At 45.6% G+C, this 17,725-nt stretch carries 12 protein-coding genes and 1 pseudogene; 2 read left to right on the top strand and 11 right to left on the bottom strand.

Annotation, left to right across the window (positions count from 1 at the left end):
• The first annotated feature begins 386 nt into the window (after window positions 1-386).
• A complete protein-coding gene (locus NAF29_RS10225) occupies window positions 387-2,234 on the top strand; it encodes a DEAD/DEAH box helicase (protein WP_251261466.1) in 1,848 nt (615 codons plus the stop codon).
• A gap of 133 nt (window positions 2,235-2,367) precedes the next feature.
• Here NAF29_RS10225 and NAF29_RS10220 read toward each other — a convergent pair whose 3' ends face one another.
• The 11 genes and pseudogenes from NAF29_RS10220 to NAF29_RS10170 all read right to left on the bottom strand — a co-directional run.
• On the bottom strand, window positions 2,368-5,109 hold the full coding sequence (locus NAF29_RS10220; RefSeq protein ID WP_251261465.1) for a M1 family metallopeptidase: 2,742 nt from the start codon (window positions 5,107-5,109) through the stop codon (window positions 2,368-2,370).
• 182 nt (window positions 5,110-5,291) lie between these two features.
• Window positions 5,292-7,253, bottom strand: coding sequence for a sensor domain-containing diguanylate cyclase (locus tag NAF29_RS10215; RefSeq protein WP_251261464.1), 1,962 nt, complete (start codon window positions 7,251-7,253; stop codon window positions 5,292-5,294).
• A gap of 228 nt (window positions 7,254-7,481) precedes the next feature.
• The gene (locus NAF29_RS10210) at window positions 7,482-8,270 is read right to left on the bottom strand and encodes an ATP-binding cassette domain-containing protein (RefSeq protein ID WP_251261463.1); all 789 of its coding nucleotides are present in this window, start codon (window positions 8,268-8,270) and stop codon (window positions 7,482-7,484) included.
• Window positions 8,236-9,252 (bottom strand): oligopeptide/dipeptide ABC transporter ATP-binding protein, encoded by a 1,017-nt coding sequence (locus tag NAF29_RS10205; RefSeq protein ID WP_251261462.1) that lies wholly within the window; start codon window positions 9,250-9,252, stop codon window positions 8,236-8,238. Before NAF29_RS10205 ends, NAF29_RS10210 begins: the two co-directional genes overlap by 35 nt.
• Entirely contained in the window at window positions 9,249-10,142 is an 894-nt protein-coding gene (locus tag NAF29_RS10200) for an ABC transporter permease subunit (protein ID WP_251261461.1), read from the bottom strand. Before NAF29_RS10200 ends, NAF29_RS10205 begins: the two co-directional genes overlap by 4 nt.
• Entirely contained in the window at window positions 10,135-11,160 is a 1,026-nt protein-coding gene (locus NAF29_RS10195; RefSeq protein WP_251261460.1) for an ABC transporter permease, read from the bottom strand. The genes NAF29_RS10200 and NAF29_RS10195 overlap by 8 nt, the downstream gene beginning before the upstream one ends.
• 4 nt (window positions 11,161-11,164) lie before the next feature.
• Window positions 11,165-12,787, bottom strand: coding sequence for an ABC transporter substrate-binding protein (locus NAF29_RS10190; RefSeq protein ID WP_251261459.1), 1,623 nt, complete (start codon window positions 12,785-12,787; stop codon window positions 11,165-11,167).
• Window positions 12,788-12,995: 208 nt separating this feature from the next.
• Window positions 12,996-13,499, bottom strand: coding sequence for a hypothetical protein (locus NAF29_RS10185; protein ID WP_251261450.1), 504 nt, complete (start codon window positions 13,497-13,499; stop codon window positions 12,996-12,998).
• Window positions 13,477-14,307 (bottom strand): hypothetical protein, encoded by an 831-nt coding sequence (locus NAF29_RS10180; RefSeq protein WP_251261458.1) that lies wholly within the window; start codon window positions 14,305-14,307, stop codon window positions 13,477-13,479. The genes NAF29_RS10185 and NAF29_RS10180 overlap by 23 nt, the downstream gene beginning before the upstream one ends.
• Window positions 14,308-14,938: 631 nt before the next feature.
• A complete protein-coding gene (locus NAF29_RS10175; protein ID WP_251261457.1) occupies window positions 14,939-16,135 on the bottom strand; it encodes an RHS repeat-associated core domain-containing protein in 1,197 nt (398 codons plus the stop codon).
• Window positions 16,136-16,185: 50 nt separating this feature from the next.
• Window positions 16,186-17,160: pseudogene (locus NAF29_RS10170) on the bottom strand (S8 family serine peptidase); the annotation flags it as partial.
• Between the two features lie 247 nt (window positions 17,161-17,407).
• Between NAF29_RS10170 and NAF29_RS10160 the strand changes: the two are divergent.
• Window positions 17,408-17,725, top strand: a complete 318-nt coding sequence (locus NAF29_RS10160; RefSeq protein ID WP_251261456.1) for a hypothetical protein — start codon at window positions 17,408-17,410, stop codon at window positions 17,723-17,725.

The following is a 17,725-nucleotide window of genomic DNA, read 5'->3' as shown; positions in this document are numbered from 1 at the left end:
AATTCGATCATCAGTGGTGAAGCCTTCCACAGCAGCCGCTCAAATCGAGTGGTTTCCGTTGGGCAGAAGGATAATTGCCCCATCTCATACCAGTTGCATAAATATGTAATCAGTCAGAGCACTGCACGGACTTTAGCTTGGGGGAGTAGCTCCAAAGAAATAACCCTTTTATTTCTTGGTGTTACAGGAATAAGCATCTCAAAGTTTCGCATCTAACACGTCTGATTGCCCAAAACGTTTGGCTAAATGCTAGTTTTTCTAGACGCTAAAATTGCTTCGTTTATCGCGAAGTCGATCATAATTAGTGTCTAGGATTCGGCGCATCGCTGTGTTTGTTGATCGCGATTGGTAGTGTTTTTCTGATTTATACATATTAGGGCGTCTCAATGACCGACCAAAAAAATGTGACCTTTACTGATCTGGGTTTACCAGAACACCTTCTTAATGCACTCAAAGAAGTAGGTTACGAAACACCTTCTCCGATTCAGGCAGAAACAATTCCGCACCTGTTAAACGGACACGACGTATTGGGCCAAGCCCAGACCGGTACCGGTAAAACAGCTGCGTTTGCACTCCCTTTAGTTGCAAACCTTGAAGTAGGGACTCGCAAACCACAAGCGTTGGTGCTTGCCCCAACTCGTGAACTGGCGATTCAGGTTGCCGAAGCCGTTCAAAAATATGCCTCGCATCGTAAAGGCTTCCACGTATTGCCTATTTATGGTGGCCAAAACTACACGGCTCAAATCCGCTCATTAAAGCGTGGTGTTGAAGTCGTTGTAGGTACACCAGGACGCGTGATGGATCACATGCGTCGTGGCACTTTAGATTTATCTGATTTAAAAACGTTGGTATTAGATGAAGCCGACGAAATGTTGCGTATGGGCTTCATTGATGATGTTGAGTGGATTCTAGAGCAATTGCCTGAAGAGCATCAGACCGCTTTATTCTCAGCAACAATGCCTAAAGAAATTAAGCGTATTGCAACACGTTACTTGAATGACCCGAAAGAAGTCACGATCAAAGTTAAAACTCAGACTGCAGCGAACATTCGCCAGCGCGTTTGGATGGTCAGTGGTTTACACAAACTCGACGCATTAACGCGTATCCTCGAGTCAGAACCATTCGATGGCATGATTATTTTTGCCCGCACTAAAAACTCAACAGAAGAGTTGGCTGAAAAATTACGTGCTCGTGGCTATGCCGCCGCCGCACTCAACGGTGACATGCCTCAGCAGTCACGCGTTCGTACCGTTGAAGGTTTGAAATCAGGTGAAATTGATATCTTGATTGCGACCGATGTTGCTGCTCGAGGTTTGGACGTTGAGCGTATCAGCCATGTTCTTAACTACGACATTCCTTACGATACTGAAGCTTACGTTCACCGTATTGGTCGTACAGGTCGTGCAGGTCGTACCGGTGATGCAATCTTGTTTGCTGCACCACGTGAGCGTCGCATGTTGAAGTCGATTGAGCGCGCAACTCGCCAGCAAATTGAATTGATGCAATTGCCAACGACCGATGCAGTGAATGATATTCGTGTATCTCGTTTCAAAGACCGTATTACTGAAGCATTGGCGATCGATGAAACGGAATTGGCGAAATACCAAGAGATCATTGAGCAATTCCAAAATGATAAGAATGTTCCAGCTCTAGAAATTGCAGCCGCAATGGTGAAGATGGTTCAAGGCGACTCGCCATTGTTCTTAAAAGATCGTCCAGCTCGTACTTACAATGAGCGTGATGAATCTCGTGGCCGTCGTGACCGTGGTGAGCGCGGAGATCGTGGTGAACAACGCCGTGAGCGTAAACCTCGTGTTCGTCGTGACAATGATGATGACAAAGTCACATACCGCATTAGTGTGGGCTATGATGATGGCGTTTCACCAAAGCACATTGTGGGCGCAATTGCGAATGAAGCGGGCATTGAAAGCCGCTTTATTGGTGCCATTGATATCAACGATGACAGCTCATGTGTTGATCTGCCTAAGGGGATGCCAGACGAAGTAATGGGCCACCTGAAGAAAGTTCGTATTTTGGGTAAAGCCTTGAACATTCGTTTAGACGATGGCTCCGCAGCACCGTCTTCATCGGGCGACAAGAAGCCACGTTTTAATCGCGATCGTGATGGTGGTCGAGGACATCGAGGCCAACGTGATGGACGTTCTGATCGCGGTAACCGCAGTGGCAAGCCTTCTGGCAATCGTCCACCGCGTAAACCACGTTCTGCAGATTAATCATTCCTCTGTTGATATGTTTAAAAAAAGCCGCTTTAGCGGCTTTTTTTATGCGTAGGAAAGGCCTACGTCAGTGAAGTTGTTGCGGTAATAGAGGCCGCTTTCAGCAAGCGGCTTCTACTATGAACAATTGCTATTGAGCTTTTAGTGCTTGCTTGAATTCGTCGGATTTAGCTTCTCGCAGCGCAATACATTGATTAATAACTTCTTCGGTTTCTTTCACCATGCGAGGCGCGCCTGAAATTTTTGCTTCATTCTTAGTGAAGAAGGCAACCATGTCATTGCGCATGTTTGCATCGCAAAATGTGTTAGTACTGCTCACCACACGAGCAATACTAAATGATGAATAACGGCGTAAAAAATCATCTAAATTACTTTGTAGCCAGCTCCACGTGGCGTCTTGCAATACTGGATTGGCCATAAACGAATTGACTAATGCTTGCGCTTCGTTCGATCGAACCTGCTCTGACAATAGCAGTTCATCAATAATGGCATCGCCTAGCTCTAATGACGGGATGTTGCTAATCGCATAGAGCGCATCACCTCTGAATACGGCATCGGTGGATTCGATAGCGCGATCTTTAAGTGCCATGATAAAAGCATGATCGCCATCTTCCACGGCAACGAGTAGGGCTGTGCCTACAATGTCTGCGCTCATCGCTGTTTTATTCAAAGTAAACGCTTGTGTTGAACTTAAGTCGCCTAAATAAGCCGTTAATTTCAGTTTGAGTGCCTGACGGATCTCAGGATTTTTGGCATCCAGTGCTAACGCCTTGATCACCGCTGCTCGCAACAAAGCAGTACTATTTGGGCTTTGCATGTCTGCATCGGTGCTGGCGTCAAAGCCAAGTTGGTCAAACAAAGGCCCATACAAGCTTTCAATACGTGCTTTATAGTCGGAAGTGGCTTCATCATTCAATACCGTTCTGCGAAGCGAACGCATATGTTGAGCAGGAAGTGATGCAACGTCCCAATATGGAGTGAGCACAAGCTTCTCGTAAGTCGTTAGTAACGTTTGCGCGGATACTTTCCCGGCTTTGAATGACGCATATAAGTTGTCGGCCAAGCTGAACAGTTCGGCAGCATTCAGAGTGTTGATTTGAGATTGAAGTTTATTCCACCCTTCATCAGTTAGGTTCCAACGGTAGTATCCTGCCGCATTGCGGTTGGGCATCATCCACTGTGGACATGTGCTTTGCGTGAGGGTTTCATCTGGGCCCGTCAGCAATTCACATGTTGAGTCTTTATCAGAGGCGTAACAAAACGGGATTTGCCATTGCTGTGCGTCTGCGGCTTGCACACCCAGAGGGACATAGCGTTGCTGTGTGAGTGTCAGTTGCCCCTCATCGTTGCTGCAGCTCTGTTGAATATCGACCAACGGCACGCCCGATTGATATAAAAAGCTCTCGAACGCTGGAATCATTTCAGGATGGCCTGAGCCGTCAGCCAGCGATTTCAGAAAATCATGAATGTCAGCGGTACTATGAGCGTGGCGCTTCATGTGGAGTTGCACACCTTTGCGGAAGTTGTCTTCGCCCACGTAGCTTTCAAACATTTGAAGCACACCACCACCTTTGCGGTAGGTGATGCCGTCAAACGCATTCATGATGTCGTCGTTAGTTGTGATTGGGTTGCGAATTTGGCGGGCAGATGAACGTGCATCAATAGCCATAGCACCGTGTGCTGCTTTGGTCATGTTGCGGTCAAACTCCAAATCTGGACGCCATACATGAGCTGCTTTATACGATACCCATGTGGCAAAGGCTTCATTGAGCCATATGTCATCCCACCATTTAGGTGTGACTAAATTACCAAACCATTGGTGGCCTAACTCATGCCCATGCACTGCACCGTATGCTCGAAGTTGCCAAAGTGGGGCATTTTCATCGAGCAGTAACAGCGTTTCGCGATAGACAATTGCACCGACATTTTCCATTGCGCCAAATGCAAAATCGGGCGCTGCGATAATGTCGAGCTTCTCGTATGGGTAGGCAATACCAAAATATTCTTCAAGTGCTTCTAAGATAGGGCGGGTATTTTCCAGCGCAAATTGCAGTTGGTCGCCTTTTCCTTTGGCGGCAATGCCGCGTAAGGGGATCGGGAAATCGCGTAGTTCGTTCGCTGGAATGGGCGACCATTCCAGCACGTCAAATTCGCCTACAGCAAAGGCAATGAGGTAAATAGGTAAAGGTTTAGTGGTGGCAAAAGTGTGTTTCACTGTACCGTCATCAAGCGTGTTTAAGCTGACTTCTGGAGTTGTTGAGATGACGGTATTTTTGGCTTCAGTGATGACTGAGATATCAAATGGCACTTTAAATAAAGGTTCATCGAAAGATGGAATGGCCATCCGAGCGGAAATCGCTTCCATTTGGCTAAAGATATAACTTTGACCCGACTCGTTCACCTTGTAAATAGAATCTAATGATTTGCTGTATTGAGCGTCATAAGTAATTTTTAAAGTGGCATCGCCTGAAACCTTTTTAGGCAAGGTGATGCTAACTACACCGCTGCTGTGGACTTGCTCGTAAATGGCGCTGAATACTTTGTCGTTCTGTAGTAGCACTGCATTTGTGACATTTAACCCTTTACCGTGTATGTAAAAAACTTTGGTATCGGGTTTGAGAGTGAGGTCTATTTCGGTGACGCCACTGAAACCCTCAGATTCAGGAATGAGAGTGAGTTCGATACGATAATGCTTGGGTTGAGCAATGTCGCTTAATTGGCCTAAAGGGGTCTCGTGGCTTTCGTCTGTCGGGGTGACTTCTACGATCTCGGTTGAGTCAGCAATCACGTTTTCGTCATTTGATTTGAAGCCAATGACCATGGCAATAAAAACGATAATAAGCCCAATGATGGGAAGGTATTTTTTAAGCATTGTCGGAAGTGTCCTTGTACCGCATTTGTCTGTCGTGCGTACGTATTTGCCGAGCGGCATCATCAATGTAGTAACGATAGTGAAAGGACGTTCACTTGTCACTTATTTGGCTGTGTCATATTTCTATCGGCTGTCACTCAAAAGTAACAGCGCTTTAACTGCTGTATCGAAGGGGCATCATACTAGGTAAATATGGGTTCGCTGGGTGCGATACAGATTCGGTCTCGCCCGTTATTTTTAGCGGTGTACATGGCTTGGTCTGCACTGTTGAGTAAGTCGTGTTCAAAGGTTTCTTTTGAGTATTCAGCAATGCCGGCGCTAAAGGTGATGTTGTCTAGTTTCATCGACTGCCGAATACGTTCAACCACTCTCACGGCTTGCAATTGGCATGTGAGTGGCATGAGCAAGGCAAATTCTTCGCCTCCAATTCGAAAGACTTGGTCAGTATCTCGGGTTTGTTCGTGAGCACACGCCACGAACTTTTTGAGCACTTCGTCGCCCGCACTGTGGCCGAGTATATCGTTGATTGATTTGAAATGATCTAAGTCGATAATCGCAAGGCAAAATGATTGTTCGAGATAACGCTGAGCAATTTGTTGCAAACGTTTAAGCTCATAGTCGAAATGGCGGCGATTATAGGCGCCAGTAAGGGCATCTGTTTGAGATTGCTCCACTAGCTTTTCTTGCAGTTTTTTCTGTTGAGTGACGTCGACAAAATTTGAGATAAAGAACTTGTCTCCATTTTCTCTGATCCCTTCAAGAACCGTAATATTTTGGATGATATGAACATGCTCTCCATTCTTTTTACGGTTCACGATTTCGCCGGTCCAGCGCTGTTGTCGATTCAGTGATTTCCACATGTGGCGGTAAAAATCTTTGTTTTGAGTGCCTGAACTAAACATTTTGGGATTTTTACCAATCACGTCATTGGCTTCGTAGCCCATGACTTCAGTAAACGCTTTGTTGACGCGAATGATTTCACCCGAGCTGTCAGTTACTAATACAGCAGACATGCCTTCTACCGCTTTAAACATCAGGCGTAATGCGTTTTCGCGGGCGATCACTCTTTTAAGCAAATAAGTAATGATCATCGCCAAAACAATGCCGATCATTGCCCGAATGACGATAGTTTTTAAGTTTGAAATAAACGCGCTACGCGCGTGTAAGTCGATGACTTCTTTAGGGATATGACTGACCAATAGCGTGTGAGGTTGATGAGCAAGTTTAAATGCTTTTTGGGGCTCTATATCAAGCCACCGATATGTCAGTACACCCCCTCTAAAATTGTCGATATTGCCTTGTATCTCTCGGCTGTATTGAGTACTCAGCAAGGTGTTGAATACATTGCGGTAATCAAAGTTCGACAGCAAAAGGTTGGATATTGGAAGATGGTGTTCAATGGGGGAGGGGGGCGAAAACTCTGATAATGTTCCGCCTTTTTGTGTCAGAAAATCGATGCTAAATCCACTAATACGTTCCTGCTCTTTCATCATTTGAACTAAGCTCGACATCTTGAAGTTAACAACGATATAACCAATCACGTTGCTAGCATCGAGAACAGGAGTCGTAACTCTGCCTGCTAGGCTGTGAATATCATCTGAGACTTCCCCCCCTTCTTTAAAGCAAAAGAAACTCATGTTATCGCTATTGTGTAGATGAGAAATATGACGCATGAATTCACTATTACCACGGTATTGGTGATCATTGTTTACATACGATGTTTCTGTCTCTTGTTGATATTCAACGTTTATCCTTTCGTATCCATTGGTATCAATAAATCTTATTTTTTCATAGATATGTGAGTCATTTGCAATCAGCATCCATTGATTTTCAATGATGTGTTTCACGCTCTGCTGGCCTGAGAGACCAAATCGAATCACATCATGATTGTCGGCGAGCATTCTTGTGGTTTGTTCGACTTTGTGAAGTTTTGATTGGGTTGTATTCCCGATTAAGTGGAGGGCTTGAAGGGAGTTTTCAATTAATACACTTTTTTCATGGTTGTAGATGTTGTTTCGTTGTGTCCACACCGACATTCCAATAATTCCAAACACTGTGATTAAAGATATAGCGATCAAAGGCGCAATGTAAGGCTGAAGTGACTGGTGCCGGCCAAGTAATGAAGCATTTGCTGCCTTAAACATTTAATGTGTCCCACGTCTTAAAATTATCAGGTATTTTTAGAGTCAAAACTTTAATTGCTGACTATTTGGTTAAGTAATTAGGGTTATGAAGCCACCAAAAGTTCCCAAGCAGATTCGTTCGAACGGTTTAAGCTGTTTTTTATTGATTTGGAATAAGTTTTGAGAGTAGAAAAAGTGATCGGAGGGAAACGATTGTAGAGTGGGATTGCATGTGAACAGCGGCTCGCTTTAAGACGAGCCTTGAGTGAGCTCCTTGTACGCGTGCATGAGACGTTGCGTGTAGTCAGTTTGAGGTTCTGAAAATAGTGTCGCAACTGTGGTGCGCTCAATCACTTCTCCATGCTGCATTACCAGCACTTCACTGGCCAAATGACGAATCATCGACAACTGGTGACCAATAATGATGTAAGCCATACCGCGCGACTGCTGCAAAGAGCTTAGTAAATTCACTAACTGAGCGCGCATGGTTACGTCCATGGCGGACAATGTTTGGTCAAACACCAATACTTCAGGATCAACAATGAGTGCTCTAGCTAATGCAACACGCAAGCGTTGACTGCTCGACAGCATATTTGGGTAATACTCTGCATGTTCGGTCAGTAAGCCAACATCACGCAGAGTAGAGATAAGCTTTTGTTGTCGCAATTCTTGGCTTAACGTTCGATACATGGTCAGCGGAGCAATGACTTGATCACCGACTCGTTGGCGTGGATTTAGAGACTGAGATGGCTTCTGCGGAATGAGCCGAATGTCCATGCAACGTTGCTGACGTTCAGTTGTTGCAAGATTTTGTCCGTGCAACAAAATCTCACCAGACGTCAGTTCAAGCTCACCTGCCAACAAATGAGCGAGGGTCGACTTTCCTGAACCCGCTTCACCGACGACGGCAACGGTATGGGCACGGTTTAATTCAAATGAAACACCTTTGACCGCTTCAACGGATTCTCGTTTAAACCAACCTTTATTGAGCTTGTAAGTTTTACTAATGTGTTTGACCTGAAGCAGCGGCGTTTGCATGTTTCTCCTCCAGATTTAAAGGTGTATGGCAGCGATAATTGCGATGGCGCACATAGCGCGTGCGAGGCGTTTCAATGCATGCTTTATGTGCTCTCGGACAGCGAGGCCCTAAACGGCAGCCGGTGGGTAAATGTTGCAGTGTGGGCATCGTTCCGGGCAGCACGTTGAGCATACCCATTTCGGGATCTTTCTTAATCATCGACGCCAGTGCATAGGTGTACGGATGAAAAGGTTGTTTGATGATCTGTTGAGTTGGGCCTGCTTCCACCACTTGCCCGCAATACATGACCGTCACGCGATCTGTCCAGTTTGCAGCGGTTTCTAATTCATTTGAAATATGTAGTACGGATATTTTTCGTAGCTGATTCATTTTTGCGAGCAGTTTGTAAATTTGAATCTTTGTAATGGCTTCCATGGTCGATGTTGGTTCATCAGCAATGAGCAGCCTTGGTTCGTTGGCAATGGCCATTGCAATCATGATTTTCTGGCAGAGGCCTTCAGACAGTTCATGAGCGTATGCGTTCATTACACGCTTGTGATCGCGGATCCCTGCTTTATGTAGAATGCCTGCGATCTTTTCATGTCGGGCGGTGTGGCGCTTCCAAAAAGCGAAACCAAAACTCGGCTGTAAGGGCAGGGCTTCAAGCAACTGCTCGCCAATTTTGGCGGAGGGATCAAGGTAAGTTGACGGTTGCTGGAAGATCATTGCGCCTTCTTGGCCCATAAATAAGCGGCGTTCTTCGGCGCTCATTTGCTGTAAGTCTTCGCCGCCAAAAAAGAAGCGATCGGCTTTAACATGCCATTTATCGGGGAGCAAGCCCATAATGGCTCGGCCCACCAATGATTTACCCGAGCCCGATTCACCAACCAGTCCTCGAATTTCAGCGTCTTGCATTACAATACTAAAACGGTCGACGGCTTTAATCCGACCTTTAGGTGTATCGAGTTCGATGGTGAGGTTACGAATGTCGAGTAGATTCATGAGACTCTCAATTGCTTAAAGCTATTTTTTAGGCCTTCGCCAGCGACGTTGATCGACAACACTGTGAGAAAAATGGCGGCTCCAGGAAGAGCTATCACCCAAGGCGCACGGGTTAACAGCTCGATACCGTTTGCCATCATGGTACCCCATTCGGGCGCGGGTGACTGTGCGCCCAAACTGAGAAAGCCCAGTGCGGCAATGTCTAAAATTGCACTAGACAGTGCCGCAGTAAAGCGAGTGATGAGTGCTTCAGCCATATTTGGCAATACGATTTTCTGGAATAATTGAACGCCTGAATAACCGTCTAAGCGTGCCATTCGGACATACTCTTGCCCGAGCACTTGCAAGGATGCTTGGTGACTCACCCGGATAAACTGTGGAATAAGCCCTATCGTTACGGCTAATAAGATCGTATCCCAGCCTCGGCCCAGTACAGCAATAACCAAAATAGCCAATAGCAATGATGGAATGGCCAAAATAGTATCGAGCAAGTGGTGCAGAATACTTGAACGTATACCTCGCAACATGGCTGCAATCGCGCCAATTGCAACACCAATTACGCCTGAAATCAGAACGGTAAGTAACGCGCCCCCAATGGTATAGCGAGAGCCTGCCATAACACGTGAAAGTAAATCTCGACCGAGGTCATCGGTTCCAAAAAAGTAGTCAACTCGTCCAGCATCGGCCCATGAAGGAGGCGTCAGCAGCAGATCAGTTTGCTGAAAGTGAGGATCGTATGGTGCTAAGATCGGCCCGAATAAAGTAATCAAACTCATGAAAAACAAGAACCAAAATGCCACCATGTAGATACCGCGGTCGGTATAGCTTTTCACCACTTGTTTTAAAATTGAAGGAACCGCGTCTTCTTGGTAAATGTTGCTCTTATCCATGCGGTTGATTCCTTTCTTTGGGGTTGCTCCAAGCGGCAATCAGATCGGTAAAAATGGAAATGCAAATAACCGATACAGAAATCATGAGCATGCAGGCCTGAATGGAAGGAACATCGCGCGCCAGCAAACTGTGAATGAGCCAGCGACCACTACCGGGCCATGAAAAAATAACCTCGACTATCATGGTTCCGGTGAGCAAAGGGTTTGCAAGCGCGCCCAATTGACGCACAAAACTACTAAAAAAATTCGGCAGTGCATGGCGGACGAGCACGTGCCACGAGCTCAAACCTTTTGCTCGGGCGGCTTGAATGTAGTTTTGGTCAAAAATATCTAGCAAGCTGGCGCGAGTAAATTGCGCCATCAAGGTCGTTGGCATTACAGCGACGGCAATAGTAGGCAAGGTCAGGTGCCGAAGCGCACTCATCAGCGCTTCGTCTCGAGCAGGAATATCAGATAAGAAAATATCTAACAGAATAATATGCGTATGCTCTGGCACATCGAACAGTAGACCAATTCGTCCAGAGATAGGGAACCATTGCAAGCCTAAGGCAAAAATCAGAATGAGCATCATTGCCCACCAAAAAATGGGCACTGACTGACCAATAAGGTTGATGCCGATAATGGATCTGTCTAAAAAGGAGCCATATTTAACCGCACTTAAAATACCAAGGGGGACACCTACCACAATGGCAATGATCATCGCTGCCAGCGTTAATTGGAGTGTTGCCAAGAACGTTGACACCATCTTTTCTGATATGGGGGTTTGATCAACCCGAGATACGCCCCAATTGCCATCTAAGATGTTGTTGAGATAGTGCCAGTACTGAGCCCAAAAACCTTGGTCTAGCCCATATAAATCACGCAGTTTCTGCTGCTCAAGAAGATTGAGTGTGCCTTGCGGATCTAACGCTTGCATGGGCCCGCCAGGTATTAGATGGAGCAGCCAAAATGAAAGCAAAGTCAGCAACAGAACAGTGATAACCAGCAGGTTGAGCTTACGAACGAAATAGCGCCACATGGTCTTACTCGACTGTTACTGTAGAAAAGTTGATTCCACCAAAAGCTTCCACTTCCAGCCCATGAATGTGTTTGCGAACTGCTTGCATTCGCATGCCGTGTGCGATGGGCACTAATGGCATTTGCTCGTTTAAGTAAAATTGAGCCTGCATATAAAGGTCTTTTCGGGTTTGTAGGTCGATGGATTGGCGCGCGTTATCAATCAGTCGATCGAAGTATTTGTCGCACCACATGGCGCGATTGGTGCCTGCAAATTTGGCTTGGCAGCTAAGTAAAGGTCTGAAAAAATTATCCGGATCGGCGTTGTCAGCAGTCCAGCCAATGAGCACACTGTCATGTAAACCTTGGCTTAGCTTGGTTCTAAACACTCCCCAATCATAGGTCACCATGTTCACCTTCACACCGATTGCACGCAGATTTTCCTGCATCAACAATGCCATTTTCTTCGCATTTGGGTTGTATGCGCGTTGCACCGGCATGACCCAAATGTCCATGCTGAAACCATTTGGGTAACCGGCTTCTGTTAACAGTTTACGGGCCTCTGTGCGATTGAAATCAGCACGATCAATACTACTGTGGTAGGCCCAAGAGGCCGGTGGGAGGAGACTGTCGGCAGGAGACGCTGTGCCATAGTATACAGCTTCCATAATGGGCGCCCGATCCACAGCCATGGATAAGGCTCGACGTACTCTAGGATTATTAAATGGCTCGCGTTCGGTGTTGAACGCCCAGTATCCTAAGTTGAAGCCGCTCTGATATTGTAGCTCCAATGATGGTTTTGAGCGCAGCAGGCTTAAGTCACTGGCCAACGGAAGCGCCATTACGTCACATTCACCCGTTAGTAATTTTGCCAAACGCATAGTGCCGTTGGGTGTGATGTCGTACACCACATTGGTTAGTGCAGGGCGGCCTTTCCAATAATCGTTGTGGCGTTTGTACTTTATGTACTGCTCGTCTTTATAACGATAAAAACGATATGGGCCGGTTCCTATGGGGTGTTTATCTATTAGGTGGCGTTGGCCTTGTGTTGACAGCATTTCGCCGTATTCAGCCGAAAGTAAAACAGAGAAATTAGTGGCTAAATTGGTGATGAAAGTACTGTCTGGCGCAAACAATTCAAATTGAACGGTATGCTCATCCAATGCCGAAATAGACTTCACCATCAACGGTAAGCCTACGCTGGTAAAAAACGAATACTCGCCGCCACCTACGTAGTGGTAAGGGTGTGTTTTATCAACGATTCGGTTAAAGCTGAACAGCACATCATCGGCATTGAACATACGTGATGGAGAAAAGTAATCCGTATGATGAAAGCGAACATTGCGGCGCAGATAAAAGGTATAAACTGTTGCTTCATCATTGGTGTCCCAACGTTCCGCTAAGCCCGGTAAAAGCTGGTGCCCGTCATCGCTAATATCAACCAAGCGATCATAAAGCTGAAAGCTAGTGGCTTCGACAACGGTGGCAGAGGTATTCAGTTGTGGGTTGAAACTCGAAGGCGTGCCTTGCGAACAATACAGCAACCCATCTCGACTATGGCCATCGTCGGCGGGGTGGCAGCCCAACAGAGCTATTGCTGTACCGATCCCAATACATCGTAAGGCGATAGCCTTGAATGGACTATTCACTAGCGGAAGCACCATCTAACAAGTTGTATTTTTTCATTATACCGTATGTTTTGGTATTCGGCTAAAGGCAAAGCCGTTGTCTACAAACGTGGTTTTCTCTTGCACAAACTTCCCTAGAGCCTTATTGATACCACTTGTAGTGGCCAATTTAAGTTGACCACTACAAACTAAGCAACGAAATATATTTATTAGTTAGCTCATCGACTAACTACTTAGCAAGCTGTCCTTTACAGTTATTTATATGCCAATAAGATTTATCTAAGTATTCCTTATAATTATCGCCATAGTTACTTTCAATCAGCATAAGAGCCTCTTCATTTTTTGATATGGTAATGCTAAAAAAAACCGAATTGACTCCCAAAGGAGGTTCTAACAAATTGTCAACCTTATTCATGATCGCCAATGCTGCATTAAAAAAGCCATAGTCAATAGATTCGGCCAGCAGTAAATACAAATATTGCTGTTCCATATCATCTATAACCAACTGAAAATCAGGGCTATCAAAATTTTTTACAAGCTCTAATGGTGAGCCAAACCTCTCGTAAAATCCACTGAGCAACTCCTTACGCTTGACTCGTACTAGCTCATGAGGAACATCACTGTTTTGTTGCAAAAAAGAGAGCACATTAGCGCATTCAGTACTGCTAGCACTACATGATGTACAAGCAAGCATCGTGATTGAAACCAAACTACCTTTTAGTAAATCTAACATCGACTGTTTCTCTTCCATATACAAATGTATGCCGCATTGCAGGCGGGGGAGTGGGAGCAAAAAATGTTGCTATTGATTGAATTATGCTCAATTTGTTTGGATTGATTGCTGCAGATGCTCCATGTGCAACTATATTTTCAGCATGTCTATATGTATTTTTTGACACAACTAAATCGACATTTAGTGCTTGAATACGCCGAAATTCATCAACGTAACTTCTTGCTCCGATTTCCAATGAAATACCTCTTTCGTTTGCTAGCGATGGGTAAGCGTCTTTAACACTCTCCCAATCCCCGCTTTTAATCCAGGTTTGCAGTTGCCGTGCTCTATTGCCTGCATCGTCAAACAGCTCCTCTGCAATTACTTCGCGATCCGCACTTGACATGTCTTCAGGCAACTCTTTGTGAAGTTCGTCGTTGAACGCACGTGCGAAAGCCCCTGTAACAGCCCCATTTGCAAACTTACCTCCTGTCAGTTTCGATACAGTCCCGCCTACCACAGCCGCTACCACAACTCTTGCAACGCTAAAGCTAGAGCCACTATCAACACCATCAATATGAGAACCCAATGCTTGAGTTACTCCTGCAGCCCAAAATCCGTGGCCAAACTTCCCTCCATTGAGATCAGACGCTATTCCTCCAACCGCAGCATGTGCGGCAATTTTTCCAGCGAACTGAGCCGAGGTTAAGCCATTTTCGAGAGTATTTGCCACTTTACCAGCTACATTGTCTGCTTTTATCCCTTCGAAATGTTGACCTATCCCGTAAAACGCTGCCGCACTAAATGCACCAACCAGTGCACCTCTCAAACTACCAGTAGCTACACCACCAGCAGCAAACCCGACCAACGCAGCATTGTGCCAAGCTTGAGCAGCCCAAGGTCCAGCGATAATTCCAATTGCAATAGAAACAAACGGAGCAAAATCGCCAAGAGCGCGGTTGATTTTTTTGAAAAGCTTATCGAAGAAAAAACCACTCGGATCGGTATAGCTCAGCGGATTATTCAGTACACATCAAAGGGGTCAGAGTCATTTGGTTTGGACTCAGTGTTCGACAGAGCCAAAGACATCGAGACATACCACCCTCCGAGCCTCTAGCCAGACTGCCAAAATTGACTCCCCCATATAAAAACGGAATATGCAATTGCAAATTCCGCCTGTCCAGCAACGCTGTTCCGCGAAACGGAAATGGTTAAGCCAAAACCGCTGAAAGGGGTTGAGAGATCTCTCAATGAAAGTCCTCTTGCCCCATTGGTTTGTTCATTTGGTTTTTACTACTGCTTTTTCTCGAACAACTGTATGTATATCCAAACCACAAACAGTAGCCCTACGCAGCCCCAGATTAGCTCCGAAGCATGTGACTCCGTTATACTAGTTGCCGAAAGTGCAATTACTAATAGAATCACAGCCAATAACCGGCTTAACCTAAACTTCATTTAGTCTACTCACTACAATTTGATACCGTGACATAACAAGCCTGCCCACCTGCGCCAACGGACGTATCGTAAACATCAATTATGGGCTTTCCTACAGCTATAGATTGAAAGTCTGATAAGAAACTATATTTTGCTCCGGGGCCATCCACATAGTAACCAAATTGCCAAGAACTACCCTCCACCAAATTCGAGCCGCCACTGAAAGCGGGAACGATAGAGACACTACTACCATAGCCAGGGCCGAGCCTGCCACAAATAGTATCGACACTACAAACTTTGCCCGATAGATCAGTAGCTATTCCTTTTTCATAGCTCCCGCCAGCAATCAACACATGTCCAGACACAGCTCCGGAACCTGCCACTGCGGCCTCTGGAGTTCCTATCGACAAAGCATTCTTTAGCGAATTCCATGTACTTTTAAGCTCATCGGACATATCCCCGAGTATTTGTGCCAATTTAGAGTCGGGGTGTTGAAAACGGGATGATGCCTCATTAGCAACATATTGCATTGCAGATGTAAGTGCGCCGTTTTTAAACTTACCACCAGTAATTGAAGATACAGTTCCCCCTGCAATCGCTTGAACAATCGTACGCGATATTGTTCCTTGCGTATTGAATTTTCCTGCGGCTTTCATTATTCCAGCAGTGATGAAACCATGACCGAACTTACCGCCCTGTAAATCATTCAACACTCCTCCTGCCATCGCATGTGCAGCATATTGCGTAGGGTTACTCCAACCTCCTACATGCTGTCCATAACCTAATCCTCCGAACACCGCTCCAGAAAATGCCCCTCTTAAAGTTCCCTTTAAAGTACCTGAGGATATGGCTCCAGCGATAGCTCCAGATATTGCCCCAGCGGCCATATATCCCCCAAGTGACAAACTGGTGCCATAAACAGCGATACCATGCATGGAAACCGTACCGATCTGCACCGAGGTAGTTAGCCCCCAGCCCGCTGCCCATCCCGATGCTGCACCATAGGTCACAACCGCTGCAACAGCAGCCACGATAGGTTTCCAGTATTTCTTAACGAAATTTTTCAATCCACTAAAGAAGTACCCAGTAGGATCGGTATAGCTCAGAGGGTTATTCAGCACATAGGAATAGCGGTTAAAGCTTTGGCTATTCTTCGGTGCCTGAATAAACGGATCAGCCTGCAAGAAGCGTCCAATAGTTGGATCGTAGATCCGACCGTTCATATGGATACAATGGATCTACTGAACTCTCATGGTTAAAAGAGCGGGATTTTCTAGGTCTCAATTTCTATTGTATTTTCAATCATTGTCTCTATTTCCGAGTATAGGTCTACTTCTATATCCGGCGCTTCGACAGATATTATTAAGCTATAACGCACATCGTTTTGCCAACGATCTTCCGCGGTCTTATACTTCCACCAACCTCCTACAGGACATATAGCAATAGTATGCATATCTGCTAGGTCTTGCGGTGATCCTATCCAAAAGTCAGAATGAAGGCTTCCTCGTTTGCGCAAAGCACTCCCATATTCCCACCCTGAATTATCACCTTCAGGACCATCGTAGTTGTCATATTCCATCAACTTATTAATTTTTGCCTGAAAATTTTCGAGCGTTTGACCTGGCCTTATTACTTCAAACCGCAAAGCATGCGACTGGTAGCTATATCTTTGCTTAAAACCCCTTCGACTAGGACTAGGCTCAATGAAATATGAAAGAGTAACGTTTAACCTTACATTAGAATCCGGCGGGAGCTCCTTCAATGCTTCCACTGGCCAGGGTAATTGATACAACTGCATTCGACCGAGCTTTGGATCGGAAGATTTACTTGAAGCTGCTGCAAATGGTTGAATAAAATTCTCAGCAACAATAGTTGCTTGGTTGGTAAGGCTATATTCAGCTCGTTGCACATCAGGCACACCAAAGCCGACTGTTCTTAGCATGACTTCCTTTGCCGTTTTTTGCTTGTGATCTTTAGTTAAAAGTCCGTAGCGCTCATACATTTTGTCAGTCCATCGCGCTGAATGAACCAATAGGCCTCTTATCGTCTCAGGCCAGAATGTAGGATATTTGGACATCAACTGAGCTGCGTAATTTGAAACCAACGCCGTTGCAGCACTTGAGTCTCTTGTAGCTGTGAATATTTGACCCGACGTACGACCTGAGGTAGTGAGCAAAGAAACTGAGTCTGCTTCTGATAAATAATTTTTGTCAGGCGACAATATTCGGTTTCCACCCTCCGCAACAACATCTGGTGCATACTCCGGTTCTAACGCTGCACCAGTTCAGATTAGATAGCGTTCTAATCCAGTTAACCCAGCGCACGATTTCGGCTGAAAAAACGCAGTTGTTTTTTTTAAATTAATTCAGCAAACAAATTTTCTTTGGGAACGGAACACGCTGAAGAAAAACTCAAGATTAGATCCACGCATTTGCTATGTTTTTAATCCATATTTTTCTACCATAAGTCATCAAGCAAAAAGCGAGGGTCGGCTTATGAACACCACCGTAGAAAATTGGTACATTGTTGCTGTTATGGATGGTGAGCAGTTGGTCGGTGAAGTTTTGTACGGTACGGTTCAATATGACCAAACCTTTCGCTTTTATGAAGGGGACTACGTGACAACATCACGAGTGGTGTCGATGGATGTTAAGGCTCAGCAAGTAATAACCGCCAGCAACTCTTATTATGCCCTTAAGGGAAACGGCAAACGGGCCATCATCGACTTGGATGATTTTGAACTCCTTCGCCACGGCTTTTCGCCAGTGCAAATTAGGGTGCTAAACAGTTCATCGCCTCTTTTAGCCCATTAG

Origin of the sequence: Echinimonas agarilytica, from assembly GCF_023703465.1 — a bacterium.
Classification (GTDB): domain Bacteria; phylum Pseudomonadota; class Gammaproteobacteria; order Enterobacterales; family Neiellaceae; genus Echinimonas; species Echinimonas agarilytica.
Note: the sequence above shows the minus strand (reverse complement) of the source record. Positions and strands in the feature narration are given on the sequence as shown.

Excerpts from the sequence above, each read along its gene's own strand:
- NAF29_RS10225 (WP_251261466.1), top strand. The coding sequence starts at position 387 with ATGACCGACCAAAAAAATGTGACCTTTACTGATCTGGGTTTACCAGAA.
- NAF29_RS10220 (WP_251261465.1), bottom strand. The coding sequence starts at position 5,109 with ATGCTTAAAAAATACCTTCCCATCATTGGGCTTATTATCGTTTTTATT.
- NAF29_RS10215 (WP_251261464.1), bottom strand. The coding sequence starts at position 7,253 with ATGTTTAAGGCAGCAAATGCTTCATTACTTGGCCGGCACCAGTCACTT.
- NAF29_RS10210 (WP_251261463.1), bottom strand. The coding sequence starts at position 8,270 with ATGCAAACGCCGCTGCTTCAGGTCAAACACATTAGTAAAACTTACAAG.
- NAF29_RS10205 (WP_251261462.1), bottom strand. The coding sequence starts at position 9,252 with ATGAATCTACTCGACATTCGTAACCTCACCATCGAACTCGATACACCT.
- NAF29_RS10200 (WP_251261461.1), bottom strand. The coding sequence starts at position 10,142 with ATGGATAAGAGCAACATTTACCAAGAAGACGCGGTTCCTTCAATTTTA.
- NAF29_RS10195 (WP_251261460.1), bottom strand. The coding sequence starts at position 11,160 with ATGTGGCGCTATTTCGTTCGTAAGCTCAACCTGCTGGTTATCACTGTT.
- NAF29_RS10185 (WP_251261450.1), bottom strand. The coding sequence starts at position 13,499 with ATGTTAGATTTACTAAAAGGTAGTTTGGTTTCAATCACGATGCTTGCT.
- NAF29_RS10175 (WP_251261457.1), bottom strand. The coding sequence starts at position 16,135 with ATGAACGGTCGGATCTACGATCCAACTATTGGACGCTTCTTGCAGGCT.
- NAF29_RS10160 (WP_251261456.1), top strand. The coding sequence starts at position 17,408 with ATGAACACCACCGTAGAAAATTGGTACATTGTTGCTGTTATGGATGGT.